At 61.6% G+C, this 23449-nt stretch carries 29 protein-coding genes; 19 read left to right on the top strand and 10 right to left on the bottom strand.

What is annotated here, in order from left to right; all coding sequences use genetic code 11:
- Positions 1-205: 205 nt before the first annotated feature.
- Positions 206-1747 carry a methyl-accepting chemotaxis protein gene (locus KFO72_RS05205; protein ID WP_054935056.1) on the bottom strand — a complete coding sequence of 514 codons (1542 nt, stop codon included), beginning with the start codon at positions 1745-1747 and terminating at the stop codon, positions 206-208.
- Here KFO72_RS05205 and KFO72_RS05200 point away from each other — a divergent pair.
- The 4 genes from KFO72_RS05200 to KFO72_RS05185 all read left to right on the top strand — a co-directional run bounded on the left by KFO72_RS05200 (position 1686) and on the right by KFO72_RS05185 (position 4547).
- Positions 1686-1892 (top strand): hypothetical protein, encoded by a 207-nt coding sequence (locus KFO72_RS05200; protein ID WP_225031619.1) that lies wholly within the window; start codon positions 1686-1688, stop codon positions 1890-1892. The two genes, KFO72_RS05205 and KFO72_RS05200, sit on opposite strands and share 62 nt — an antisense overlap.
- 357 nt (positions 1893-2249) lie before the next feature.
- Positions 2250-3374 (top strand): porin, encoded by a 1125-nt coding sequence (locus KFO72_RS05195; RefSeq protein ID WP_054935075.1) that lies wholly within the window; start codon positions 2250-2252, stop codon positions 3372-3374.
- Between the two features lie 179 nt (positions 3375-3553).
- Positions 3554-4063 (top strand): hypothetical protein, encoded by a 510-nt coding sequence (locus KFO72_RS05190; protein WP_060606282.1) that lies wholly within the window; start codon positions 3554-3556, stop codon positions 4061-4063.
- 166 nt (positions 4064-4229) lie between these two features.
- On the top strand, positions 4230-4547 hold the full coding sequence (locus tag KFO72_RS05185) for a hypothetical protein (RefSeq protein ID WP_054935074.1): 318 nt from the start codon (positions 4230-4232) through the stop codon (positions 4545-4547).
- Positions 4548-4733: 186 nt separating this feature from the next.
- On the opposite strand, the gene KFO72_RS05180 is transcribed toward KFO72_RS05185, so the two are convergent.
- From KFO72_RS05180 to KFO72_RS05165, 4 genes are all read right to left on the bottom strand, one after another.
- Positions 4734-5078 carry a c-type cytochrome gene (locus KFO72_RS05180; RefSeq protein WP_062916716.1) on the bottom strand — a complete coding sequence of 115 codons (345 nt, stop codon included), beginning with the start codon at positions 5076-5078 and terminating at the stop codon, positions 4734-4736.
- Between the two features lie 67 nt (positions 5079-5145).
- Positions 5146-6177: an Acg family FMN-binding oxidoreductase gene (locus KFO72_RS05175; RefSeq protein ID WP_225031555.1), complete on the bottom strand. Its 1032-nt coding sequence runs from the start codon at positions 6175-6177 to the stop codon at positions 5146-5148.
- 258 nt (positions 6178-6435) lie between these two features.
- Positions 6436-7197 carry a fumarate/nitrate reduction transcriptional regulator Fnr gene (gene fnr, locus KFO72_RS05170; RefSeq protein ID WP_409372640.1) on the bottom strand — a complete coding sequence of 254 codons (762 nt, stop codon included), beginning with the start codon at positions 7195-7197 and terminating at the stop codon, positions 6436-6438.
- 360 nt (positions 7198-7557) lie between these two features.
- Positions 7558-8205, bottom strand: coding sequence for a response regulator transcription factor (locus KFO72_RS05165; protein WP_054935053.1), 648 nt, complete (start codon positions 8203-8205; stop codon positions 7558-7560).
- 535 nt (positions 8206-8740) lie between these two features.
- Here KFO72_RS05165 and KFO72_RS05160 point away from each other — a divergent pair.
- Positions 8741-9199 carry a universal stress protein gene (locus KFO72_RS05160; protein WP_060606286.1) on the top strand — a complete coding sequence of 153 codons (459 nt, stop codon included), beginning with the start codon at positions 8741-8743 and terminating at the stop codon, positions 9197-9199.
- A 133-nt stretch (positions 9200-9332) separates the two neighbouring features.
- On the opposite strand, the gene KFO72_RS05155 is transcribed toward KFO72_RS05160, so the two are convergent.
- Genes KFO72_RS05155 through KFO72_RS05145 form a run of 3 tightly spaced genes read right to left on the bottom strand, consistent with a single transcriptional unit; the run spans position 9333 to position 11522 of the window.
- The gene (locus KFO72_RS05155) at positions 9333-10166 is read right to left on the bottom strand and encodes a universal stress protein (protein ID WP_225031554.1); all 834 of its coding nucleotides are present in this window, start codon (positions 10164-10166) and stop codon (positions 9333-9335) included.
- Complete coding sequence (locus KFO72_RS05150; RefSeq protein WP_060606291.1) at positions 10163-10666, bottom strand: universal stress protein; 504 nt, start codon at positions 10664-10666, stop codon at positions 10163-10165. The genes KFO72_RS05155 and KFO72_RS05150 overlap by 4 nt, the downstream gene beginning before the upstream one ends.
- A 16-nt stretch (positions 10667-10682) precedes the next feature.
- Positions 10683-11522, bottom strand: a complete 840-nt coding sequence (locus KFO72_RS05145; protein WP_224099500.1) for a universal stress protein — start codon at positions 11520-11522, stop codon at positions 10683-10685.
- Between the two features lie 205 nt (positions 11523-11727).
- On the opposite strand from KFO72_RS05145, the gene KFO72_RS05140 reads away from it, so the two are divergent.
- Genes KFO72_RS05140 through KFO72_RS05130 form a run of 3 tightly spaced genes read left to right on the top strand, consistent with a single transcriptional unit; the run spans position 11728 to position 13562 of the window.
- Positions 11728-12231 carry a hypothetical protein gene (locus KFO72_RS05140; protein WP_054935041.1) on the top strand — a complete coding sequence of 168 codons (504 nt, stop codon included), beginning with the start codon at positions 11728-11730 and terminating at the stop codon, positions 12229-12231.
- Between the two features lies 1 nt (position 12232).
- On the top strand, positions 12233-12979 hold the full coding sequence (locus KFO72_RS05135; RefSeq protein ID WP_225031553.1) for a beta-ketoacyl-ACP reductase: 747 nt from the start codon (positions 12233-12235) through the stop codon (positions 12977-12979).
- A gap of 52 nt (positions 12980-13031) precedes the next feature.
- Positions 13032-13562, top strand: coding sequence for a flavodoxin family protein (locus tag KFO72_RS05130; RefSeq protein ID WP_054935051.1), 531 nt, complete (start codon positions 13032-13034; stop codon positions 13560-13562).
- Positions 13563-13640: 78 nt separating this feature from the next.
- On the opposite strand, the gene adhP is transcribed toward KFO72_RS05130, so the two are convergent.
- A complete protein-coding gene (gene adhP, locus KFO72_RS05125; RefSeq protein ID WP_225031552.1) occupies positions 13641-14666 on the bottom strand; it encodes an alcohol dehydrogenase AdhP in 1026 nt (341 codons plus the stop codon).
- Between the two features lie 96 nt (positions 14667-14762).
- Positions 14763-15377 carry a LemA family protein gene (locus KFO72_RS05120; RefSeq protein ID WP_054935038.1) on the bottom strand — a complete coding sequence of 205 codons (615 nt, stop codon included), beginning with the start codon at positions 15375-15377 and terminating at the stop codon, positions 14763-14765.
- A gap of 203 nt (positions 15378-15580) precedes the next feature.
- On the opposite strand from KFO72_RS05120, the gene atpD reads away from it, so the two are divergent.
- From atpD to KFO72_RS05065, 11 genes are all read left to right on the top strand, one after another.
- A complete protein-coding gene (gene atpD / locus KFO72_RS05115) occupies positions 15581-17047 on the top strand; it encodes a F0F1 ATP synthase subunit beta (protein ID WP_225031551.1) in 1467 nt (488 codons plus the stop codon).
- Between the two features lie 15 nt (positions 17048-17062).
- Positions 17063-17494, top strand: a complete 432-nt coding sequence (locus tag KFO72_RS05110) for a F0F1 ATP synthase subunit epsilon (protein WP_054935050.1) — start codon at positions 17063-17065, stop codon at positions 17492-17494.
- Positions 17491-17805 carry an AtpZ/AtpI family protein gene (locus KFO72_RS05105; RefSeq protein ID WP_060606309.1) on the top strand — a complete coding sequence of 105 codons (315 nt, stop codon included), beginning with the start codon at positions 17491-17493 and terminating at the stop codon, positions 17803-17805. The genes KFO72_RS05110 and KFO72_RS05105 overlap by 4 nt, the downstream gene beginning before the upstream one ends.
- A complete protein-coding gene (locus KFO72_RS05100; RefSeq protein ID WP_054935035.1) occupies positions 17798-18091 on the top strand; it encodes an ATP synthase subunit I in 294 nt (97 codons plus the stop codon). The genes KFO72_RS05105 and KFO72_RS05100 overlap by 8 nt, the downstream gene beginning before the upstream one ends.
- Positions 18088-18786 (top strand): F0F1 ATP synthase subunit A, encoded by a 699-nt coding sequence (locus KFO72_RS05095; protein WP_225031550.1) that lies wholly within the window; start codon positions 18088-18090, stop codon positions 18784-18786. Before KFO72_RS05100 ends, KFO72_RS05095 begins: the two co-directional genes overlap by 4 nt.
- The gene (locus tag KFO72_RS05090) at positions 18783-19028 is read left to right on the top strand and encodes a F0F1 ATP synthase subunit C (RefSeq protein WP_054935033.1); all 246 of its coding nucleotides are present in this window, start codon (positions 18783-18785) and stop codon (positions 19026-19028) included. Before KFO72_RS05095 ends, KFO72_RS05090 begins: the two co-directional genes overlap by 4 nt.
- Before the next feature lie 7 nt (positions 19029-19035).
- Positions 19036-19779, top strand: coding sequence for a F0F1 ATP synthase subunit B (locus tag KFO72_RS05085; protein ID WP_225031549.1), 744 nt, complete (start codon positions 19036-19038; stop codon positions 19777-19779).
- A complete protein-coding gene (locus KFO72_RS05080) occupies positions 19766-21319 on the top strand; it encodes a F0F1 ATP synthase subunit alpha (RefSeq protein WP_225031548.1) in 1554 nt (517 codons plus the stop codon). The genes KFO72_RS05085 and KFO72_RS05080 overlap by 14 nt, the downstream gene beginning before the upstream one ends.
- Complete coding sequence (locus KFO72_RS05075) at positions 21316-22206, top strand: F0F1 ATP synthase subunit gamma (protein ID WP_225031547.1); 891 nt, start codon at positions 21316-21318, stop codon at positions 22204-22206. Before KFO72_RS05080 ends, KFO72_RS05075 begins: the two co-directional genes overlap by 4 nt.
- On the top strand, positions 22194-22649 hold the full coding sequence (locus KFO72_RS05070) for a hypothetical protein (RefSeq protein WP_054935029.1): 456 nt from the start codon (positions 22194-22196) through the stop codon (positions 22647-22649). Before KFO72_RS05075 ends, KFO72_RS05070 begins: the two co-directional genes overlap by 13 nt.
- 219 nt (positions 22650-22868) lie before the next feature.
- A complete protein-coding gene (locus KFO72_RS05065) occupies positions 22869-23117 on the top strand; it encodes a hypothetical protein (RefSeq protein WP_054935028.1) in 249 nt (82 codons plus the stop codon).
- Positions 23118-23449 lie beyond the last annotated feature (332 nt).

Below are 23449 nucleotides of genomic sequence, written 5' to 3'. Positions count from 1 at the left end.
AAGGAAAGACCGGACGGACCGATCCCGATGCCCATGTGCCTCGTCGCTCAACATGATTGACCTCGATGGCATTTGAACGACGAACCGGATTGTATATAGTCGAACGCCTTGAATTCCGGGCGAATCGTGGAACAGTTCGTTACCGATTACGCACGGATTGCGTTTGCTGCAATCACTCACGTCTAGCGCATTAACGGCAGTGGCGTTACAGCTTGAACATCGATATCGCGGCGTTCAGGTCGTGAGCGAGAGATTCAAGAGAGCGTGACGCGGCGGCCGCCTCCTCGACCATGGCGGCATTCTGTTGGGTCACTTTGTCCATTTGCGTCACCGCCTCACTGACCTGGCCGATGCCTTTGCTCTGTTCCTGAGAGGCCGATGCTATCTCGGTCATGATGCCCGTCACGCGTTTGACTTCAGTGGTAATGCCACTCATCGCGGAACCAGCCTGCTGAACGTAACGGGTTCCAGTCTGAACCCGGTGCACGGAATCGGAAATCAGTTCACGGATCTCCTTCGATGCTCCGGATGAACGCTGTGCAAGGGAACGGACTTCCGACGCTACCACGGCAAATCCCCGGCCCAGTGCACCCGCACGTGCTGCTTCAACGGCGGCATTGAGGGCCAGGATATTGGTCTGGAAGGCGATGTCCTCGATGATGTCCACGATCGTCGCCATTTTTCCGGAGTCGGCATTGATCTCGTTCATCGTACCGACGACCTGGTCTACGATGCTACCGGCGTGCTCGGCTGCTCGCATTGCTTCCTCGGCCAGCCTGCTCGCCTGATTGGAGTTCTCCGCGTTTTGCGTAACCGTTGCAGTGAGCTGTTCCATGCTCGCGGCCGTCTCTTCGAGCGACGCCGCCTGTTCTTCGGTTCGTTGCGAAAGGTCCCGATTCCCGGCTGCGAGTTGATGCGCACTCGACGCGATTGCGTCGGAGGACCGGCTGATAGTGCGGATCGTACCCGTGAGTTCCGCCTGCATCCGTCGCATGGAAAACAGCAGGCTCGAACTGTCGCCGCGCGCGACGTTGACGACAGCCGTCAGATCGTTGCTAGCGATTCTGTCAGCAATTTCAGCGGCATAGGAAGGTTCGCCGCCAAGCGAACGCATCAGATTGCGATTCAGCGCGACGACGGCTGCGGACAGCAACGCGGCGGCGACGACCAGCCACCCGAGACTGCGGTACAGCGCAGCGCGGAACTCCGTATCGATGTCGTCGACATATAGCCCTGTGGAAATGATCCAGTCCCAGGGCGCGTAGCGCAACTGATACGAAATCTTCCGGGACGCCTCGCGCGCGCCGGGCCGCGGAAACGAAAATTCGGTAAAGCCATTGCCGCGCGGGCCCACTGCGTGGACAAAGTCACGAAATACGTAAGCGCCGTCCGGATCGCGGTAACCGCTCGCGTCTTTCCCGTTCATTTCCGGATGAATCGGGTGCATAAGGATGACCGGTCGTGAGTCGAGAATGGTGAAGTACCCATCCTCTCCATAACGCGAGTTGCGAAGAATTTCCAAGGCTTTCGCTTTGGCCTGGGCCTCCGGCATCGTCGCTGACGCGCTCTCGGCCGCGAGCGCTTTAACCACCCCGAGTGCGATCTCGGTCGCATGCATCAGATCGTCTTTTCGCTCTTCCATTTGAATGCGTCGCGTCTGGAAAGCGTCACGGATACATATTCCCGTGAGACAAGAAAGACTCAGTACGAGTGATAGCCAAAGCTTCTGGGAGAAGGACAGCTTCATTTTTTCCAACCTTGATGTGGTGTCGTCGACGGTGCCGTGTGGTGCGGCAAGTGATGGCTTTTCTTTGCTGCACACGCTTTATCGGCAGCGCGACAAACCGAATCAGAGGCTGTCGAGCAAAGGTCCCTTGCAGGAAGTTGCATGAATGCCGCTTTGACGTGTGCTCAGGAATGGGTTGTCGATCTGACGGAAGCGGATGTGCATCTGCGCGATTCGCTTTCGGTGTGAGAAGGGACTGTTACAGGTTGGCGTCTCAATGCACGGGCGACGTGATGGTAAAAAGGCGATCGATTTTGCTTGCCAATCAGATCGAGCGCCACGGTGTTTAGTCAGGGAGACTACTGGCCGGCGTCAATATCACAACGTCCAACGTTCAATGAAAAGATTCGAGGCTACGGCTCAGCGCCACGCCGCTGCGCGTTTCGCGCACGTCACGAGTATTTACAAGTTCATCAGATTGACTCGCCCTCATGCATGGTGGAAGTCAGGGTTGTTTCTCGTTATGGCCGCTCCAGCCGTGCATGCACAGGGTTCGTTGCGGCTCACGGGTTCGATGGATGCAGGGATCGCTTACGTCAGCGATGCAGGAGGCACAGCAGGTGCTCATTCCGCATGGCAGATTAAGAATGGCGACGTCAACATAAGCCGCTGGATACTCACGGGAGAAGATCCGATAACCAACGACCTGAACGCAATCATGACGCTGACAAACGGCTTCTCGGTAATGACGGGCGCGGCGGCGCAACAAGGACGCTTGTTTGGCTTCCAGTCATTCGTAGGGTTGAGTTCCCGCAGCAAAGGAACGCTGACGTTGGGCAGGCAATTCGATGCAGTCGTGCAATACGTCGAACCGTTCGCGCTGGGTGGGACCACATACGGCGGGACGGCGTTCGCGCACCCTTTCGATAACGACAACCTCGACAATTACACTCGCACGAACAACGCAGTAAAGTATTCGAGTCCGGATATACATGGACTCGCGTTCGGCGGCACCTACGGTTTTTCAAACAAGCCAGGTGCCTTTAGCGATAGCCGGGAATACAGCGTTGGCGCCAGCTATCACCTCGGCGAGATGCGCGTTGGTGCTGGCTATTTCCAGTTCAATCACGCGTCCAATCTGGCTACTGCCAATACGGATGGCGCGGAGCCGGCTGGCGCGCCGTTTAACGCGGACCGTCAGCGAACCTACGCCGCGGGTGGGAACTATAGGCTTACCAGAGCGACGCTCGGTCTCGTACTCAGCGAGACACGACTCGACAACGCCACGTCGATCAATAACGTGGCGGACACCGCGATAAAACTTCCGCACGACGCCGTCCGCTTCGATAACATCGAGGTGAACGTGCGCTATTTCGTCACGCCAAAATGGCATATATCCGCTGCCTACGTCTTTACTTACGGACGATTCGACACGCCGGCGGGGACGCGATATCCGAAATGGCATCAGGTCGGGTTGTTAAACACGTACTTCCTCTCCCAGCGAAGCGACGTGTACGGCGAAGTGATCTATCAGCGAGCCAACGAGCTTGAGGGTACAGGAATTCATGGCGCACAGATATCGAACTTCCCGCGCGCGTCAGGCAGCAATCAACTGGTGGCGGCGATCGGGCTGCGTCATCGCTTTTAATGGATGACTGCACGAAAGACTAACGAGTGGCGTCGGTGCCTGGCAGGAGCGATGTGCTTCGGAGCCTCGATCCGGATGTGCAGCCAATTGCTGTTTCCATGGGGATTGAGACAGATCAACGCGCCAAGGTTATGCCTTCGTATCCTGATTAGTACGCAAACCGGAATGGAGCGTTTGGCATGCGCCGAGTGTATTTTCTCCTCCCCGATCCCGACGTCGCGCGAACTGTAGTGGGCGAAATGGTGCGTGGCGGGATCGAGCGTCGTCATATTCACCTTGTTGCAAACCAGGATATCGCGCTTGACGAATTACCGGAAGCACCGCTGGTCGAAAACTCTGAAATCAAGGAGATTGTGGCGCGCGGGATAGCAGCAGGCGCGGTGGTCGGAACGATCGCAGGGCTTGCTGCGATGATGCTTTTGCCTATTGGTGTGACGGTCGCGGGAGGTGCCGTGTTGGCACTTACGCTCGCTGGCGTCGGGTTCGGAGAGTGGCTGTCGACAACGCTTGGTATCGAGGAGGCGGGTGAGCGGTACAGGCATTTCATTGATGCGATACGGCGCGGGTGTGTTCTCCTGATCGTTGAGACTCGTGATAAGCACCTTGAACTGGTGGAGCGCATCGTGCAGGATCACCCCCGGTGCCTGCTTTACGGATCAACGGATCATGGTGTTATGGTTATTCGATAAGACGCGTCGCAGTGTTGGTTCGAACGATCTCTCCTGTACGCGTTGAAGCGTCGTTTGAAGATTGATGTGGGTCAACGAGCCTATCCGGGCGCGAGTCATGATGTGCGGGAGCCCCCATGTGGTTGAACTAGTGGCGGGAAACGCTCGCAAGAGTAGGAGGCAAAGAATGGGCATCGGTATGCAAATTGTCTATCTTGGCTTCTGCGGAACGTCACAACTCGAGGCCGAGGCGGCGTCTCAACTCGTGCGGCTCAATCGCTTTTGCGCATTTGTCCCGAACTGTCATCTGGCGATAGAAGCGGTTCGATCCCAGGCGGGAAGCGTTACGTACGATGTTCGCCTCGACCTCATCACGCCTGCGCACGACCTCTGGCCCATCGGCCACTGCGCGAAAGTAAATCCAGAAGAGGCAGTTCGCTGCGCATTCGATGCGGCAGAACAATGGCTGCAGGCCGCAACCGATATCGACAGACGGCAGCATTGACAGGGCGGCTGCGCCGCCATTCCACGCGCTCGGGAGCCTTTATTTCATTCCAGAGCGCTTGCATCGTGACATTGCGATCTCTCAAGGCTAGCGCCTTGACGTGAACCCATCCGATCAAGCGCGGTTTCTTCCCGATTTCTGATCGAGTAACGAGACCGCATCTATCGAGTGTTAGTCGGTCGGCTGCTATTGCGTCATCACCCATTGGATCAACTGGTGAGCGTCCTCTGCTGAGATGGGCCCGCCGCGTTCCGGGGGCAGCGGCATGGCCGTGTCGCCCCAATGTGCACGCCCACCTTTTCTAAGCTTGATTTCGAGCATCTGTGTTGCGTTCGGTACGTTGCGGTAACGATCTGCAATCTGATGGAACGAAGGCGCAAGAAAGGGTGCATCGGATGTGTGGCAGAACATGCAGTGATGCTGATCGACCAACCCACCCGGTTCATTTGATTGAGCGCGGACTTGACTCGCACTGGCGAGGAATAGGCTCGACGCGCAGGCAAGGAAAATGATGGGGCGTGCATGAATCACGACAACGACTCCTTTTGTCTGTTCAGGATTTGTTCTCTTTTCATTACCGAAGGCAAATTTCCCCGCATCAATCTACGACTTCAGATAAAGCTCGCCGCGGCGAATGGTCCGCATCTGGGCCACGGCCGATGCGCAGCAACAACTGAGGCACGGCGTCGACGTTCAGCAGGGATCTGAGTTGATCGCGCAGCGTAGCGACTTCAATGGGCTGATTCAGATACGACGCTGTCAACCCGTTGGCCGTGGCGACCAGCAACATACGTTGGAGCGCTTGCCCCGCAGCCAGCCAGGCTTCCCGGTCGTCTCGCATGGTCGCAATGCCTACGAGCAGCGGGGAGCCCTCGACGAGCCGCTGATGGGTGGCGGGCGTCCCGGCACCGACGTCGAATACACGAACGACTGACGCCAGAAGCGGTAGTGCGAAATCGAGCAGGCTACCCACGGCCACGCCATACGCCGGCATGCCGTCGGAGTGCCGGCGCGGGTGAATCCAGCTTGCGAGCTCACGGCGAAAGCGTGGATCGGCAAACTGCATGCGGTCGGCTTCCGCGATCAACTGCGCGATGGACTGGCGGGAAGATTCTTCATCTACGCAGATTGCAATGGCACCTTCCGCCTCGCAGGCATCGATCATCCCGTTTTTGAAGGATTCGGCGATGGGTTCATTAGCAAACGGCGAGCGGGTTGTCACGCGTTTCGTTATGGCACAGAACAGATTCGCCAGGGACGGGTCGTGGGGACCTGTAGTGGTGACCTTGATACGCGCGACGACATCGGGATCAAAGTCGGACGGGAAAACCCTGATCGACCAGGCGAGTCCGAAATGGCTCAGCGCGACGCGCAAATTGAATAAGGCCGCACCACAACTGATCAGCATCTCGCGATCGAAAGGATCGACGACGGGTAACGCGCGTGTGCGGTCGGCGCAGAGGTGGACGGTGTCCTCGTCCACGATGAACCGCCAGGGTTGCGCGTTGTGATTCGAGGGTGCAAGCACGGCATATTGCAGCGCGAAGCGGATCTGTTCCTTCATCGGCGCGAGGGCGTCGAACAGGTGCTCGTCGATCTGCCAGGCAGAGGTCGACACGGGCGTGCTCATGGGACTGTTCCTTTCGATCCTTGATGGACTTCTCTTCATCGTGGCACGCAACGTTGGGGAACATTTGAGGCAGGTCAATCTTCTGGCGATGCATTGAGGCGAGGCGGGAGCAGCGTAAAAAGCGTCAACCCGCAGGTGCGGCGGCACGCGTGTGCAGACGCGTGCCGAGTGAGGGAATCCCCCGCAATGGTATTCGAGGACAGGGCCGTGGCAACAAGGCGCCTGGCAGAAGTCAGGCGCATCTGGGGCATCGGCGAATCAAACTCTTGCGAGCCCGTCCGGGTCCGTGATCTTCACCGTCTTGCCGTTCGCGCAGACGAGACGGTCGCGCTGAAACCTGGAGAACATCCGGCTGACGGTTTCCAGCTTCATCCCAAGGTAACAGCCGATCTCTTCACGCGTCATGCGCAGATTGAACTCAGCGGCCGAAAAGCCGCGTCTCTTGAACCGCTTCGAGAGATTGAGGAGAAACGCCGCTAAACGCTGTTCGGCGGACATGGTGCCAAGCAACATCATTTGCCCAGACTCGCGGACGATTTCGCTGCTCATCATCTGATAGATATGATGCTGCATCGGCCGCAACTCGCGGCACAGTACTTCGAGTTTGGCAAACGGGATGATGCAGACGACGCTGTCTTCGAGCGCGATTGCATCGCAGTTGTGCTGACCTGCACATACGCCATCGAGACCCAGCGCTTCGCCAGCGATCTGGAAGCCTGTCACGTGCTCGCGACCATCACGATGCATCACGACGGTTTTGAAGGATCCAACCCGGATCGCGTAGATGCTTTGAAATCCGTCACCGGCGCGATACAGCGTGTCGCCACGTTTGACGGAGCGGCTCGAATAGATGACGGTATCCAGTTTCGCCAGATCCTCAGCGCTCAATTCGGGCGGCATGCAGATTGAACGCATCGAGCACGTGGAGCAGCGGACTGTGCCTTGCCTTGACTCCGTGTCATTGGTGGCCGGTTGAATGGGAATGACGTTAGTGTGCCGCGCGGGAAACCGATCGGGCATGTGGGCAGTCGGCGAAAGCATCATCGTCTCCTCTTTGCTCAGTTGTGCGCGCGTGACGCGTTAATGATCGAGGCAGTTGTACGGAGCGCCTTGGTGTGCGCGGATACCTCGCACAGGAGACGTATCTCTGCTGTTGCGAGCAATCGTTGTTAGTTGGGTGTTGTGTTCAGGACGAGCGCGGCGCAAAGGTAACGCAATCGCACTTGGCATGTCAGTCGTGGTACCGACATGACCTTCTCCATGTGAACCAGTATCGGCGGACGTATCTCAAAAATACATCGGTGTTGCTTTAAGACGAGATAGGAATGCCGGCAGTGCTGTAGGAAAAATCCTAGTCAGATTGGCACGGGCGTGCGATCTTCAGAGGTCGTCCTCGTCGTCGATGAGCTTGTTGCGTATTGCATAGCGTACGAGGGCGTTTTCGTTGGGCATCTCCATCTTCTCGAGGATGCGGGTCTTGTGGGTGCTGACGGTCTTGACGCTCAGGCAGAGCTCATTTGCAATCTCGGTGATGCTCTGGCCGGCGACGATGCGCCGGAAGATGTCGAACTCGCGGTCGGAAAGCTTGTGGTGCGGCAACGCGTCCACGGGTTCGTTCAGATTCTGGGCGAAGCGTTCGGCCATCGAAAGACTGATGTACACGCCGCCTGAAGCGACTTTTGTGACGGCGCCGACGAGCTCGGTGCTCGCGCTTTCCTTCGTCAGGTAGCCTGACGCGCCGGCCTTGAAGGCTCGCACGGCGTACTGCTGCTCCGCGTGCATGGTTAGCACGAGGATGCGCAACGATGGTTTCTCGTCCTTGATCTGCTTGATGAGTTCAATGCCGTTGCGCCCAGGCATCGACAGGTCGAGAACCAGCACATTCGCATCATTGTTCCGGACTAACGCAATGGTCGTCACGGCGTCCCAAGCCTCGCCAGCGATGTCGAACCCGCTTGCACTCCGGAGAATATGGCGCAATCCATCACGCACGAGCGTGTGATCGTCTGCAAGCAGAACCTTGATCATGACGGAATCTCTCCGTGTTGAACGGACAGCAGCAGGAACGTCACGAATATCGAAAAATCTGTGTTCTGCGCGGTCTCGATCTGCGCGACACCGCGAGGCATGTGGCGTTCGTATGGTGGAATCGACGGTTCCTCGCATACGGCGCAAATGCCTCATGACGCCACGTTGGCAACGCGAGTTCGCACGACATCCGCTAGCACGGACTGCTCGATCGCGAACAGTTGCTAACCCGGACGTTCATGCAGGTCCCCGCGTGGCGGGTATCTGTGCTGTTTTACATATGTTCTGACGATTAGCCTGAAACACCCGCCATTCAGCCCGAGACCGCTCAGGCTCATATTCAATTTTACGCGTTCGGCGGCGTCGCGCAGCGTCAGCCGCCGCAGTCGGAAGTTCGCAGAATGTTCGGCATGCGCACTTGAGGTTTGGGCAGCCGTTGACGTGAGTCAAGTTCAACGGAGCGAGCAGGACCACACTGTCAATTACCTTCAATCCGCGCCTTTCCGGGCAGCGGCATATTGGACGGAGGTGGACCATGTATGAACGAATCGTCGTCGCGCTCGACGACAGCGCTTGCGCGCAGCGCGCGCTAGGAGAAGCCGTGCGGCTGGCCAAACTGTCGCATGGGGTCGTGGAGGTGCTGTCCGTCGTGGATAGAGGCAAGTGGCCGGCGGAAGGCGACAACGCATATGGCCTCGAGCCTGAGACGCGTATCGCCGCGAGCATTGCCAGCAGGGTCTTCGAAGGGGCAGAGCAGGTGTTGCGCGAAGCCGGCGTGCGCGGAACCGTGCGGGCCATCGACGCATACGGTGAAAACGTTTCCACGGTGTTGGCGCGGGCCGCTGATGAATGCGACGCCGACGTCATCGTGATTGGCACGCACGGAAGGCGTGGCACGCGGCGGCTTTTGCTCGGCAGTGTCGCCGAGTCGGTTCTGCGTGCTACGCAAAAGCCGGTGCTCGTCGTGCGGCACGATTCAACCCATCTCCCGTAAATTCGGGCGGCCTGCGCTTTCGGAGGGAGCGGTGCGTGGCCCGTCTGAATGCGTGTTGTCGTGGACGCGTATTTGCCGGCGAGGCGGATGACCTTCGGAGCACATTGTTGTCACCGCCACGCCGGGCGCCCTTTCAGTGAGACATCAGCACCGGTATGGTCATCGATCCGAGCATTGTCTGCGTGACGCCGCCGAATACCCGCTCACGCGCACGGGAATGCCCGTAAGCGCCCATCACGATCAGGTCGAAGTGTAGATCCGACGCGCGAGCGAGCAGCGATGCGCCCGTTCTTGTGGCGGGACGGGGCGGCGTCAGCGAAAACGACGCGTTGACGCCGTGGCTGTCCAGCCACGCTGCGACATCGACTCCGACGGGTGCCTCCGAATGCGGTTCGGCTCGTTGTACGATGTCGACCGACACGTAACGCGCCGCCTTGAGTAACGGAAGCGCGTCCGCTACGGCGCGCGCCGCTTCGCGGCTGCCGTCCCAGGCGACCAGGATATTTTCTCCCGGCGAGTTCACGATGCCGGCATGAGGAATCACGAGCGCCGGACGGCCCGCGTCGAGGACCAGACTGCCGACGAACTTTGGGGCAACGTACGACGCTGCATCCCGTGGATCGTCCTGACCGAGTATCAGCAGATCTGCATGGCGAGCATGCAGGGTGGCCACCTCCAGGGCAGGGCCACGTGGCGCTCGCCATTCGATGCTGCGGTGGCCGGAACGCTCCGCAGCGGCGAGGAAGGCGTCGTGCCCGATCTGCTGGCGCTCGGCCAGCTGTGCTTCGAACGTGGCGAACGACGCGCGATCGTCCTGCGGGAACGATCGCCTGAATGTGTCGGTGGACACGGCGTACAGCCCGATCAGGTGAGCATCCCAGCGCCGCGCAAGATCGAGCGCCAGCGCCATCCGGATCGGGGTGTGGCGACTATCGTCGATATGGACGAGCAGCGTTTTGTAGCTCATGTCAATGCCTTTTCATTGGACGTTGCAGCAGCGGAACCGGCGGGAAGATCGGCGGCACGTGCCGGAATCATCAGCACGGGGCAGGCTGCGCTTCGTAGCACGCGTTCCGCGACGCTTCCCAGCACGAGACGCCGGAAGCCACGCCGGCCATGCGTGCCCATGACGATCAGATCGGCATGCCATTGCGCGGCCATCGCGTTGATGCGATGCGCGACGTCCTCGCCGGGCGGCGTGACCTCGACGACTTGCGGCGTGCCCGTCACGCCGCGCTTTTCAAGGCGAGCCCTGGCATCCGATGAGATGCGCTTGCCTTCTTCTTCGAAGGCGTCCCGGATGATGGATGGATCGAAGCCGGGTGCGTCGTAGGCGATCACGGGCACGTCGATCACGTACAGCGGCAACAACTGCGCCCCATGTTCCACAGCGAGCTTCAATGCTGTATCGAGCGCGCGCGACGCCGTGTCGCTACCGTCGAGTGCAACGAGTATGCGGCTATACATGGCACCTCTCCCAAGGTTAGTGCGAGAACAGAACGGGGACTGTCATCGACCGGAGGAGCGTGCGCGTCGCGCCGCCCATCACCAGTTCCCGCAAACGCGTGTGCGCGTACGCGCCCATTACGATCATGTCGCAGTCAAGGTCGGAGGCCTGAGAGAGCAGGACCTCTCCGACTGGCGTGTCACGTTCGGCGGCGACTTCGCGGACCTCGACTTTCACGCCATGACGTGCCAGCGTCACCGCGATATCGGCCCCGGGAATGCGCGGGCAATCCGGCGCGTCCCGTTCCGCGTTGACGGTAATCAGCGTCACTTTCCTGGCGTGCGACAGAAAAGGCAGCGCATCGTGAACCGCACGTGTCGCTTCGCGGCTTCCGTCCCATGCGATGAGAATGTGCTTGCCGCATTCCGTGAAAGAGCCGCTTGACGGCACCACCAGCACGGGACGCCCCGCTGCCATCACCAGATTCTCGATGAACTGCTCGGCGACGAACGACTCGGGATCGTCCAGATCGGTCTGGCCCGCGACGACCAGGTCGGCAAGGCGCGCGTATGGCGGCATGACATCGTTCGCATAGCCGGTTGTCGCGATCCACCGTCCCTCAATCTGGTTACGCGTGAGCGCTGCGTGAAAGTGATGCTGGAGCGTCGCGCAGCGGTCTTCCCGTTGCCGCTCGTGCTCGACGTAGTAACCGACGGTGCCAGCCATGACGAAGAGCGCATGCGGATCTGGTGTGAAGGTGCACAGGACGCCCGTGAGTTTTGCGTGGAAGCGATGCGCGAACTGCAACGCCAGTTCGAGACGGGACTGCGCATGCGTGCCCGTGTCCAGGTGAACGAGAATGCTTGGGTAGCTCATCGCCAAGGCTCCAGGTGTCGATACGGAGAAGCGGGCGCACACCCGCGGTGCAATTGAGTCTATGAGGCGATCCGCCGCGGCGGTTGATGCAGATCAAGGCCCGGGATCCGGGAAGTCGGCTTGATGCAGGTCAATCCATTCCGGTGATGCGCAGCTAGATTAGGGGGAGGAGCTTTTGCCATTCACCGACTGTGGAGCATTGATCATGAAGCGAGAATCCGATGCTGTTGCGCCGCTCGAATTGTGCCGCGCGGAACTGGCAGCGCCCTTACACGTGACCGAGGTTGCCGAAGACTGGTGTCGCGATCTCAACACGTTGGCCGGCCGGATATTTGCGCGCGATCGCGATGCCCTGCGCCGTGTCGAAACGGCGCTGTCACGTTCGGGCGACGGGTACGGTCTGATCAGTGCGATCCAGTCAGCGACACGGCAATACACGAACGAAAGTTTCTCGATATGGGGCGATGCATGCATGCAGATGGCGAGGCGTCAGGCGGAATTCGTGGAGGCGCTTACCTCTGGGTCCGGCGCATGGCGTGCGTTCTGCTTTTCCCCGCTGCAGAAACTGCCCGGCATCGAGGCGCCCATCGGCAGCTTTAGTGCGTGGTTGCGGGCATGTCAGGACGCGATCGTTCATGGCGCTGCACCGTCGCCCGAGGAGCATGCAACTCAATCGCCTGTCCATCAGGCAACGGGCACGGGAGTCTGACATGGAAACAGCACGTGTGGCGTTCATCACGGGCGGCATGGGCGGGCTTGGGACAGCGATCAGCAGGGCGCTGTACGATGCCGGCATCACAGTGGCCATGTCTTACTCGACGCGAAATGACCACGTTGCGACGTGGTTGATGAAAGAGCGTGATCTGGGCCGTAACTTTCACGCGTATGAAGCCGATGTCACCGATTACGATTCGTGTGAGCGTTGCGCAAAACGCGTACTCGATGAGTTGAAGAAGGTCGATATCCTCATCAACAATGCCGGCATCACACGCGACGCGACGTTTGCCCGTATGAGCAAGGCTGATTGGGACGTAGTGCTGCGCACCGATCTCGATGGACTGTTCAACATGTCCAAGCAGTTTCTGCCAGGCATGGTCGAGCGTGGCTATGGACGTATTGTCAATGTCGGTTCGGTGAACGGTTCACGTGGTGCCTTCGGACAAGCCAATTATTCGGCTGCGAAGTCGGGGGTGCATGGGTTCACGAAGTCGTTGGCGCTGGAAGTCGCGAAGCGCGGTATCACGGTGAATACGGTGTCGCCGGGGTATCTGGCAACAGCGATGGTTCAGGCCGTCCCCCACGACGTCATGGAAACGAAGATTCTGCCGCAGATACCTGTTGGGCGGCTCGGACGACCAGAAGAGGTCGCAGCACTCGTGGCGTTTCTCTGCTCCGATGAAGCGGCGTTCATGACGGGCGCCAATCTCGCCATCAACGGCGGGATGCACATGGAATGAATCCGGCGTCGCCGTTATCGCCAGATCGCCGCCACGACCCATGGAGACCGACGTGTCCGAACCTCGCAGCACGATACTTGTGGTGTATTTCTCACGCACCGGCACGACGCGTCGAATCGCGGAGATGCTGGCGGCGGAACTTGGCGCCGATATCGAACCCATCTGTGAGCAGGGCGCGAACGCGTCGCGCGCGGGCGCGCGCGGCTATCTGCGTTCACTGATCGACGCGCTGTGCCGGCGTCGGGTCAGGATCATGCCCGCGTTGCACGATCCATCGGGCTACGAACTGGTCGTGATGGGTTCTCCCGTATGGGCCAGCCATGCTTCGGCACCTGCGTTGGCATGGCTCGCCGAGCATGGCGCAAAGATCCGGCACCTCGCGCTGTTCTGCTGTCTCGGCGGCAGCGGGGCAAAGCCTGCGCTGGAGCAACTCGCGGGTACGGCGCATCAGACGCCTGTCGCAACATGTGCAATTACCACGCACGACGTGCATCAGCGGATCGATGGCGAGCTGCGTCAGAGCTTCGCGCGGAAAATCAGGCACAAGCTGGCCACCCGGCTGGAAGCAGAATGGGGCGTGTGAAGAGTGAGCACGGCGCGTCCATCCGTATCGGACAGGGACAGGCGTCGCTGAATCGTTCACGACGCCTGTCCTCGCAAGCTAGTCGAGCGCCATCACGACGCGCCCATCGACAGTTCCCTCACGCAATTGCCCGAACACCTTGTTGATGTTTTCAAGGCGGTCGCGATGGATATGCGCACGGACACTGCCCTGTGCAGCAAAATCCAGCGACTCCTGCAAATCGCGACGCGTGCCGACGATCGAACCACGCACCGTGATGCCATTGAGCACGGTTGAGAAGATCGGCAACGGAAAGTCGCCGGGCGGCAGGCCGTTCAACGCAACCGTTCCGCCACGCCGTACCATGCCGAGTGCCTGTGCAAATGCGCTGCGCGATACGGCTGTTACCAGCACGCCATGGGCTCCGCCGATTTCCTTATGGATCGTGGCCGCGGGGTCCGTCGTGTTCGCATTGATCGTGAGCTTCGCGCCCAGTTTGCGTGCGAGCGCGAGCTTTTCTTCCGAGATGTCGACGGCGACGACGTGCAGGCCCATCGCGATCGCATATTGCACGGCCACGTGACCCAGGCCGCCAATGCCTGAGATGGCCAGCCACTGGCCAGGACGCGTGTCTGTCACGCGAATGCCTTTATAGACGGTGACACCGGCGCAGAGAATGGGAGCGATTTCGTCGAATGCGACGTTGTCGGGCAGGTGTCCGACGTAGTTCGGATCGGCGAGCACATATTCCGCATATCCGCCGTTGACCGAGTAGCCGGTGTTTTGCTGGTCGTGACAAAGCGTTTCCCAGCCGCTCAGGCAATGCTCGCAGTAGCCGCAGGCCGTATAGAGCCACGGCACGCCCACCCGGTCGCCTTCCTTCACGTTCCTCACGCCGCTGCCGACGGCCGCGACATAGCCCACGCCTTCATGGCCCGGAATGAAGGGCAAGGACGGCTTGACGGGCCAGTCTCCGTCGGCTGCATGCAGATCGGTATGACAGACGCCCGACGCCTTGATATTGACCAGAATCTGGCCCGGCCCGACTTCGGGAACAGGGACTTCCTCGATACTCAGCGGCGCACCGAACTGATGAACGACGGCGGCCTTCATGTGACGCGTCATGTTTTGCTCCTTCAAAAGAATACTGCTGCGGCAGGGAACCACAGCAGTGACAGCAGATGGCACGCCGCACAGAGAGGCGTCGTGCGCTCGACCGCGCTAGACACGCAGCGAACCGCGTAGTGCGCCGAAGTCCGTGCGGGGCCGGCGGTGCACGGGCGAACCGTCGCGCACCGAGAAGGTTGGCTTCCCGGCATCGGCATGAATGGCTTGCGCGAGGCTAAATGGAAAGTCATGCAGCGAAGCGTTGTAGCGCCGCGCAGCACTGTCGTAGCGATCGCGCGCAGCCGCGATCCGTCCCGCCGACGTCGCGAGGCGTGCCTGAAGCTGACGAAAGCGCGGCGTCACGCTCAGCCTGTGCACGGATTCGCACGCGACCATCAATTGCGACATCGCGTCTGTCAACTGACGTTGTGCAACATCGAAGCGCGCGAATAACGCCGGCGCCTCGACGAATTCCGGCGTCGCATGCAGCGCGGCGACACTCGAGCGGGCACTGGCGATATCCGCGAGTACGGACGAACCCGTTGGCAGGTAGGGGCGTGCCAGCGCTGTCGCTTCGTCGGCCAGTGAAAGACGGTCGTTATACAGATCGAGAACCTCGGAGAATGCCGCCTGCGCTTCGTCATTGCGTACATGCGGGCGATCGGTGCCGCAGCCCGCAAGCACACAGAAAGCGAACAGGAGAGGAATGAACAGAAGGGACTTCGTCATCGCGCATCGCTCATTGGAGATCAGTCCTGTCGAGCGTAGAACGGTTCACGCCCCGGCCATTGATCCCTGTCAACCGGTTCACGATTAGAAAGCTTTTCCGGCGGCATTCGAGAGAATCGGGCTGTCGTTGATCAGGATCAGTTTTGACACGCAGCGGGCCGTTATCTTGAAGGGGTTCATGAATTCGCTATGGAGCGGAAAACGTGTCGATCCAGCATGGTGAAAACGACGGGCAGGCCGGCACAGCCCCGGCGGCCGGCCGGGTGATCGCGGTGCGCGGCGCCGTCATCGATGTCGATTTCACCGGGCAAACGCTACCCGCCGTCGATACGGCCATGTTCGTATCGGTGGCAGCCGGCCGGCAGGTGCTCGTCGAAGTACAGGCGCACGTCAGCGATACCGTCGTGCGGGCACTTGCCTTGCAGGCGACGGCGGGCATTGCGCGTGGCATGCCGGCGCATGCGACGGGCCGCCCGATCGAGGTTCCCGTCGGCACGTGCGCGCTTGGCCGGCTTCTGGACGTGGCCGGCTCACTGTGCGATTCACAAGGTCCGCTGCCGGACGATGTCGAGCGCCGCGCCATCCACCGGCCGCCGCCCGCGTTGTCCGTCCAGCGGGGCGCCACCCGGCTTTTCTCGACGGGCATCAAGATCATCGATCTGCTGACGCCGCTCGCGCACGGCGGCAAGGCAGCCATGTTCGGCGGCGCGGGCGTGGGAAAGACCGTGCTCGTGATGGAACTGATTCACGCGATGGCCGAGCAGCACGGCGGCATCTCGGTTTTCGCGGGCGTAGGCGAGCGTTCGCGGGAAGGCCACGAGATGCTCTCGGACATGCGCAGCTCGGGCGTGTTGCCGCGCGCGGTGCTCGTCTATGGGCAAATGAATGAGCCGCCGGGCGCCCGCTGGCGGGTGCCGCTCACCGCATTGACCGTCGCGGAGTACTTCCGCGACGAGCGCAAACAGAACGTCTTGCTGCTGATGGACAACGTGTTCCGCTTCGTGCAGGCGGGTGCCGAAGTATCGGGGCTGCTCGGGCGCATGCCGTCGCGGGTGGGTTATCAGCCCACGCTCGCGAGCGAGGTCGCGGCGCTTCAGGAGCGCATCGCGTCGGTGGGCGAAGCGGCCGTGACGGCCATCGAAGCCGTCTACGTTCCCGCCGACGATTTCACCGACCCGGCCGTGACGACGATTTCGTCGCACGTCGACAGCATGGTGGTTCTGTCGCGCTCGCTTGCGGCGGAAGGCATGTACCCTGCGGTCGATCCCGTCGCCTCGACGTCGATCCTGCTCGATGCGCTCGTCGTGGGCGATGACCATGCCGCTATTGCCAATGCCGTGCGGCGCGTCATCGAACGTCAGCGTGAATTGCAGGATGTGATCGCGCTCCTCGGCATCGAGGAACTCGGCGCCGAGGACCGTCAGCTCGTACAACGCGCGCGCCGCCTGCAACGCTTTCTGACGCAGCCCTTCGCGGTCACGGAGGCGTTCTCGGGGCAGCCCGGCCGGTCCGTCGCACTGGCCGACACGCTCGCCGGATGCAAGGCGATTCTCGACGGCGAATGCGACGACTGGCAAGAGCGTTCGTTGTACATGGTCGGTACGCTCGACGAGGCGCGCGAGCGAGAGATGCGCAGCCGGCAAGACGCGGACGTGCGCGCCGCGGCCTGACGGGAGAAAGTGAACGTGCCGCTCACCACGCTGACACTGACCATCGCGACGCCCAGCGAAGTGGTGGTCGACACGCTCGCTATCCGTTCGTTGCGTGCGGAAGACGAGAGCGGCGCTTTCGGCATCCGGGTGGGGCACGCGGACATGGTGACGTTGTTGAGCGCGTCAGTGGTGCGCTGGACGACACCCGACGGCAATGAACAGTTTTGCGCGGTGGATGGCGGCGTTCTGATCGTATCGAATGGAACGACGGTTTCTCTGGCTTGCCGTGAAGCGGAACCGGGAGACTCATTGGCGGGGCTCGAAGCGCAAGTGCATCGGGCGCGCGCGAACCGTCTCGATGCGATCCGCCGCGCCCGGGTCGAGCAGACACGCATTCATGCACAGGCCGTGCGGCAGATGTTGCGCTACCTGAGTCCGCAGAAAACACGGGGAGAGTTCGAATGACCGGGCAACCTCCGGACGATGCGGGTCAAAAGGACGGCATGGCAAACGCTGCGCGCCGCGCCGCGCAGCGCGATGTGCTCGCGCGGGACGAACCGGAACCCTCGCTTGCCGCACGGCTTGGACAGATCGGGATTCTTGGCTGGACGATTGTTTTGCCGACACTCGCCTGTCTCGCATTGGGCCGCTGGCTCGACCGAATGGCAGGAACGAAGGTGTTTTTTTCGGCGCCGTTGCTGATGATCGGCGCCGCGCTCGGACTGTGGTCCGCATGGAAGTGGATGCACCGACAGCAAGGGAGGAAGCGTGACTGATACTGTTTTTGGCGGTCTGCATGGCGCGCTGGCGCTTGCCGCAATCGGACTGGCGGTCGGGTTGCTGGCGGGAGGTGTTCACTTCGCTTCGTTGCGCTGGAACGCAGCATGTTTTGCAACGGGGCGCACCCGCTTCGCACTGGCGATCCAGGTCGCGCGTCTCGCCGTATCGGCGGCTCTTTTTTTCGCGTTGGCGAAAGCGGGCGCGTTCGCGCTGTTGGGCGGAGCAGCGGGTTTCATCTGGACCCGCAGCGTTGCGCTTGCGCTTCACCGGGTCGAAGCATGATGCACTCGCCATTGACAACCGAGCCGCTGATACACGCCGGCCCCATCGCGATTACGGCGCCCGTGATCGTGACGTGGGCGATCATCGCGAGCCTGGCCGTCGTGTCGGCGCTGCTTACACGCAGGCTATCGCTCGAACCTTCCCGCACGCAGACGGCGCTCGAACTGCTGGTCGAGACGATCGATGCGCAGATTCGCGACACGATGCAAACGGGACCCGCGCCTTATCGCTCGCTGGTCGGCACGCTGTTCGTGTTCGTGCTGGTGGCGAACTGGTCATCGCTCGTGCCTGGCATCGAGCCGCCGACTGCCCATCTGGAAACCGATGCTGCGCTCGCGCTGGTCGTGTTCTTCGCCACCATCGTGCATGGCGTGCGCACGCGCGGCATGCGCGGCTACCTGGCAACGTTCGCCGAGCCCACGTGGGTGATGATTCCCCTCAATGTAGTCGAGCAGATCACGCGGACCTTTTCGCTCGTGGTGCGTCTGTTCGGCAATGTGATGAGCGGCGTGTTCGTCGTGGGCATCGTGCTGTCGCTTGCCGGGATGCTCGTTCCGATTCCCCTGATGGCGCTGGACCTGCTGACGGGCGCCGTGCAGGCCTACATCTTCGCCGTGCTTGCGATGGTCTTTATCGGCGCCGCGGTTGGCGAAGCGCATCTTCCCGTTCACAACCAGCAAAAGGGACAGACATGAACCTGATTGAAATCGTCAGCATCGCCGCTGCCGCGCTGGCTGTGTCGTTCGGCGCAATCGGCCCGGCACTCGCGGAGGGACGCGCAGTGGCGGCCGCGATGGATGCCATCGCGCGGCAGCCGGATGCAGCGGGCACGGTGTCGCGCACGCTGTTCGTCGGACTCGCGATGATCGAAACGATGGCGATTTACTGCCTTGTGATCGCGTTGCTGCTGCTGTTCGCCAATCCCTTTGTGAAGTAGCGCGAAGATGAAGATCGACTGGTCGACGCTCCTCTTGCAGACCGTCAATGTGCTGGTGCTGGTCTGGCTGCTCGGGCGCTTTCTGTTTCGGCCCATCGCGCGGATCATCGCCGAGCGCCAGGCGCAAGCTGTGTCGATGCTGCGCGACGCGGAGGCCGCGCGGCTCGCCGCTCAGCAAGAGCAAGCCGCGATGACGGCCGAGCATGCCGGGCTTGCCGCACACCGGGCCGACGCCATGGCGCAGGCTAGCGACGACGCGTCGAAGCAGCGCGCCGTGCTGGTCGCAGCGGCACAGGAAGACGCTGCCCGGCTGCGCGAGCAGGCCGCTGCGGAGATCGGGCAGGAGCGGCAGGCCCATGACGAGGCGGCGTCGGTGCGTGCGGTGCACCTGGCGGTCGATATCGCGGGCAAGCTTCTCGAGCGCGTGCCGGATGCGCTGCGCGTGATGCCGTTCGTCGATGGCCTCGCAGACGGTGTACTCAGGCTGTCGCCCGCTGCGCGAGACGACATGTCGGCGGGCGGCGCGTTGCAGTTGATCGTGCCGCGCGCGTTGACGGGCGACGAGCAAGCCGCCTGCGAAGCTGCGCTCGCCGCCGTGCTTGGGCGGCCAATTGCGCTGCGCGCGCAGATCGAGCCAGCGCTGATCGCGGGCCTCGAACTGGCCGGCACGCATGCCGTCGTGCGCAATAGCTGGCGAGACCAGCTCGAACAGATTCGATCGGGACTACAGGGCGACGATGGACGCACGTAACGACACGGACGACATCTGGCTGACATCGAAACGTCACACACTCGCAGCCATCGAACTCGAAGCGCGCGCGACGGGCATCGGCCGCGTGGAGCAGATTGCCGACGGCATCGCCTTCGTGTCGGGTTTGCCCGATGTCGCGCTCGACGAGCTCGTCGATATCGAATGCGGCGTCGCCGGATATGTGCATGCCCTCGACGTCGGCGTGGCGAGCGTGGTCTTGCTCGACAGCAGCGGCGGCGTGAAAGCCGGTATGCGCGTGACCCGCAGAGGCACCGTGCTCGATGTGCCTGTTGGCGAATCGCTGCTCGGCCGAGTGGTGGATCCGCTTGGCAGACCGCTGGACGGCGGCGGCCTGATCCAGGCAGAGGGGCGCTTGCCTATCGAACGCCCGGCGCCCGCGATTGTCGCCCGCGATTTCGTCAGCGAGCCGCTGGAAACCGGCGTGCTCATCGTCGACGCATTGTTCGCCGTCGGGCGCGGTCAACGGGAACTGATCATCGGGGACCGTGCGACGGGCAAGACGTCGCTCGCAGTCGATGCCATCGTGAACCAGAAGCATGGCGACGTGATCTGCGTGTATGTCGCAGTCGGTCAACGCTCGACGGCCGTGCAGCGTGTCGTCGATGCAATCCGGCAGTACGGTGCGCCGGAACGCTGCATCGTCGTGGTTGCGTCGGCGGCATCGCCGCCTGGCTTGCAGTGGATCGCGCCGTTCGCGGGTTTCTCGATCGCCGAGTATTTTCGCGACCGCGGGCAGCATGCGCTGATTGTCATCGACGACCTGACCAAACATGCGGCAACGCATCGCGAACTCGCGTTGCTGACGCGCGAGCCACCCGGCCGTGAGGCTTATCCGGGCGATATCTTCTACCTGCATGCGCGTCTGCTCGAACGTGCGGCGAAACTGTCGGCGGAGTTGGGCGGCGGCTCGCTGACTGCGCTGCCGATTGCCGAGACCGAGGCGGGCAATCTGTCGGCCTACATTCCCACCAACCTGATTTCGATTACCGATGGCCAGGTCGTGCTCGACGCCGGTCTGTTCGCCGCGAACCAGCGGCCGGCTGTCGATGTGGGCCTCAGCGTCAGCCGTGTCGGCGGCAAGGCGCAGCATCCCGCGCTTCGCGACGTGGCGGGCCGCTTGCGGCTGGAGTATGCGCAGTTCCTCGAGCTGGAAGTGTTCAGCCGCTTTGGCGGACTGGCGGACGCCCGGGTGACGGCACAGATCGAGCGTGGCAGACGGATACGTGCGCTTTTTGCGCAACCGCGCTTCGCCGCGTTGCGCACGGTCGATCAGATTGCCTTGCTGGTAGCGCTCGCTGATGGCCTGTTCGACGGCGCGCCGCTCGATGCACTTGCGCGAACAAGGCAAAAGCTCAAGGCGCTGGATATCGCGCAGGCACTTGCTGGCGATGCTGGCGGGTTGCGTGGTTCGCTCGATGCTGCGCAGCGTCAGCGCCTGTCGGACGTGTTGCGCGACATTATCGGCCGCGCCCGCGACGAACTTGTCGCCGATGCGACACCGAAGGGAGCGCCGCGATGACCAGCAAACTGAGCGAAATCGACAGCCGGATCGCTGCCGCACATCAGCTGGATGCCGTCATCGGCGCGATGCGCGGTATGGCAGCGGCGCGGGAGCGCGAAGCGCAGGAACGGCTGGCAGGCATCCGCTCTGTCGCCGTGACGGTGGGCGAAGCGATCGCCATGGTGCTCGCGGCCGCGCCGGCGCAGTCGGCGCGCGAGCCTGGACCGCGACCAGAGCGCGCACAGATCCTGATCGTGCTGTGCACCGAGCAAGGGTTCGTGGGCGGATTCAACGAACGGCTTTGGGAACGGGTGGAGGATTTCCTGTCGCATACGCAAGCCGAGCTTTTTATTGTCGGCACGCGCGGCATGTTGCTCGCCGACGAACGCGGGATGTCCTGCGTGTGGTCCGCGCCGATGGCGAGCCACGCGAACGACGTGGCAAGAACCGCCGGCGCGATCAGCGACGCCGTGTTCGCACGTTTCGGCGACCATGCCGTCTCGGCGGTATGGCTGATGCATGCCGTACCCGTGTCGGCGGCCCACGACAACATCGTGACGAGACGGCTCGTACCCTTCGATTTCGAACGGTTCAAGCTTGCATCTACACGGCCGCCGCCTGTGCTGACGCTGCCTTTCGACAGGCTGCTAACGGGACTCGCAGAACGCTATGTCTATGTGCAGCTATGCGAGAGTCTCATGCTCTCCTTTGCCGCCGAAAACCTGGCGCGCATGAACGCGATGCTCGCTGCCAGCGATCACGTGGCGGCTAAACTCGAAACGCTGGTGCGAGAGTCGCGCATCGTGCGTCAGGACGAGATTACTTCCGAGATCGTCGAACTCGCGACGACAGCGGCGCGGACGCCAATGCAATCGGGCGCGCAGGGGGCATCATGGCACGGATGAATATCGGGCTGTGCATTGCTCTTGTCGGATCGGCATGGCTTGCAGCGTGTGCAACGGCGTCGCACGAAACGCTGTTTCGTGCTGAGGAGGTCGAGCTCTTCAGGGCTCGCCAGCAAGCGAGCATCGTCTGCGCAACGGCAGCCGCCTGCGATGACGCATGGACTCGCACAAGAACGTACGTTGCAGGGCACTCCGCGACGCGCATCGTGCAGGCCGACGATGCCGTGATTCAGACGGCGTTTCCCCATGCGTTCGGCTTCGTCTATCTGGCCGCGTCGAAAGACCCGGACGGCGAGGGCGGCGCTGCCATCCGGCTGAAGGCGATGTGCCGCGGCATGTACGACAGCGACGGCAATGCCGGGCTGCTGTATTCGACGTGCGCAAAATCGGTCATTTCGGTGGAGGCGGGTTTCAGGGCGTGGCTGGAGAAGCGGAGCGACTGATCCCGGCTCCGCCGAAGCCAATGTCTTCCGGGCGCCCGGGCCACTCCCAGACTCAGCAAACAGGCCGCCTGGATTAGGAATTTTCCTATTGCTCGAAAGCAATTACTACGTTCGTTTAAAGTCTCTCTGATTTCAATCGACGAGGGCACCCTCGATACTGTAGCTAACCACCTGTACATCAGTTTCGGTGGCGGCAACGGACAGATTGAGGAGGGCGAGATGAACAGCCACGCCATTTCCCTGAGAGCGCTCGTCGACAAATGGCTCGCGCCGACGAGGTCTGTCCCGGCACGCGTGACGGAAACAGGACGTTTCGGCATCGCCGGCGTGCGTTTTGTCCGCCTGGAAGGGCGGGTGCCCACGGGGCAGTTGAGCATCGTGTTTTTCCGGCACGGCAACGGCGAGTGGGATGTGTTTCCGCCCGTGCCGCCGTCGCCCGCGATGGGCACGCGGCTGTTCGCATTCTGACTGCAATGGCAGACCCTGATCTGAGTCAAGCGATGCGTCGAGGCATGGAATAGCCTGATAAGCAACGGCATCGGCGTTTTGCTGGCACATTGGCCTGCTCGCAGCACCCGATGTCATAAAGCGTCTTCTCCCACTCTACCTGCGCGATGGCTAACGGGCTCGACTTCTTTTCGATCGGCGGCGCGGATGCGCATGACGGTGCGCGCGCAGTTCACGCGTGGCGCGTCGTTCGCTGGCTTCTGTGCGGATGGAGCCTGCTTGTCATCCCCGCGTTCTATGGCGAACTCACGTCGACTTCAGAGGGAGCGCTGACGGTAGCGCGAAGCCTGTAC

Source organism: Paraburkholderia sp. XV, assembly GCF_020177535.1.
GTDB lineage: Bacteria > Pseudomonadota > Gammaproteobacteria > Burkholderiales > Burkholderiaceae > Paraburkholderia > Paraburkholderia caribensis.
This window is presented reverse-complemented; position numbering and strand designations above follow the sequence as displayed.

What these genes read in the sequence shown, in the direction of transcription:
- KFO72_RS05155 (WP_225031554.1), bottom strand. Translation starts at nt 10,166, where the DNA reads ATGAGCTACAAAACGCTGCTCGTCCATATCGACGATAGTCGCCACACC.
- KFO72_RS05150 (WP_060606291.1), bottom strand. Translation starts at nt 10,666, where the DNA reads ATGTATAGCCGCATACTCGTTGCACTCGACGGTAGCGACACGGCGTCG.
- KFO72_RS05080 (WP_225031548.1), top strand. Translation starts at nt 19,766, where the DNA reads ATGGACGCACGTAACGACACGGACGACATCTGGCTGACATCGAAACGT.
- KFO72_RS05120 (WP_054935038.1), bottom strand. Translation starts at nt 15,377, where the DNA reads ATGACGAAGTCCCTTCTGTTCATTCCTCTCCTGTTCGCTTTCTGTGTG.
- KFO72_RS05135 (WP_225031553.1), top strand. Translation starts at nt 12,233, where the DNA reads ATGGAAACAGCACGTGTGGCGTTCATCACGGGCGGCATGGGCGGGCTT.
- KFO72_RS05205 (WP_054935056.1), bottom strand. Translation starts at nt 1,747, where the DNA reads ATGAAGCTGTCCTTCTCCCAGAAGCTTTGGCTATCACTCGTACTGAGT.
- KFO72_RS05075 (WP_225031547.1), top strand. Translation starts at nt 21,316, where the DNA reads ATGACCAGCAAACTGAGCGAAATCGACAGCCGGATCGCTGCCGCACAT.
- KFO72_RS05065 (WP_054935028.1), top strand. Translation starts at nt 22,869, where the DNA reads ATGAACAGCCACGCCATTTCCCTGAGAGCGCTCGTCGACAAATGGCTC.
- fnr (WP_409372640.1), bottom strand. Translation starts at nt 7,197, where the DNA reads ATGCCCGATCGGTTTCCCGCGCGGCACACTAACGTCATTCCCATTCAA.
- KFO72_RS05145 (WP_224099500.1), bottom strand. Translation starts at nt 11,522, where the DNA reads ATGAGCTACCCAAGCATTCTCGTTCACCTGGACACGGGCACGCATGCG.
- KFO72_RS05085 (WP_225031549.1), top strand. Translation starts at nt 19,036, where the DNA reads ATGAAGATCGACTGGTCGACGCTCCTCTTGCAGACCGTCAATGTGCTG.
- KFO72_RS05140 (WP_054935041.1), top strand. Translation starts at nt 11,728, where the DNA reads ATGAAGCGAGAATCCGATGCTGTTGCGCCGCTCGAATTGTGCCGCGCG.
- KFO72_RS05070 (WP_054935029.1), top strand. Translation starts at nt 22,194, where the DNA reads ATGGCACGGATGAATATCGGGCTGTGCATTGCTCTTGTCGGATCGGCA.
- KFO72_RS05195 (WP_054935075.1), top strand. Translation starts at nt 2,250, where the DNA reads ATGGCCGCTCCAGCCGTGCATGCACAGGGTTCGTTGCGGCTCACGGGT.
- KFO72_RS05105 (WP_060606309.1), top strand. Translation starts at nt 17,491, where the DNA reads ATGACCGGGCAACCTCCGGACGATGCGGGTCAAAAGGACGGCATGGCA.
- KFO72_RS05185 (WP_054935074.1), top strand. Translation starts at nt 4,230, where the DNA reads ATGGGCATCGGTATGCAAATTGTCTATCTTGGCTTCTGCGGAACGTCA.
- KFO72_RS05095 (WP_225031550.1), top strand. Translation starts at nt 18,088, where the DNA reads ATGATGCACTCGCCATTGACAACCGAGCCGCTGATACACGCCGGCCCC.
- KFO72_RS05190 (WP_060606282.1), top strand. Translation starts at nt 3,554, where the DNA reads ATGCGCCGAGTGTATTTTCTCCTCCCCGATCCCGACGTCGCGCGAACT.
- adhP (WP_225031552.1), bottom strand. Translation starts at nt 14,666, where the DNA reads ATGACGCGTCACATGAAGGCCGCCGTCGTTCATCAGTTCGGTGCGCCG.
- KFO72_RS05175 (WP_225031555.1), bottom strand. Translation starts at nt 6,177, where the DNA reads ATGAGCACGCCCGTGTCGACCTCTGCCTGGCAGATCGACGAGCACCTG.
- KFO72_RS05090 (WP_054935033.1), top strand. Translation starts at nt 18,783, where the DNA reads ATGAACCTGATTGAAATCGTCAGCATCGCCGCTGCCGCGCTGGCTGTG.
- KFO72_RS05165 (WP_054935053.1), bottom strand. Translation starts at nt 8,205, where the DNA reads ATGATCAAGGTTCTGCTTGCAGACGATCACACGCTCGTGCGTGATGGA.
- KFO72_RS05160 (WP_060606286.1), top strand. Translation starts at nt 8,741, where the DNA reads ATGTATGAACGAATCGTCGTCGCGCTCGACGACAGCGCTTGCGCGCAG.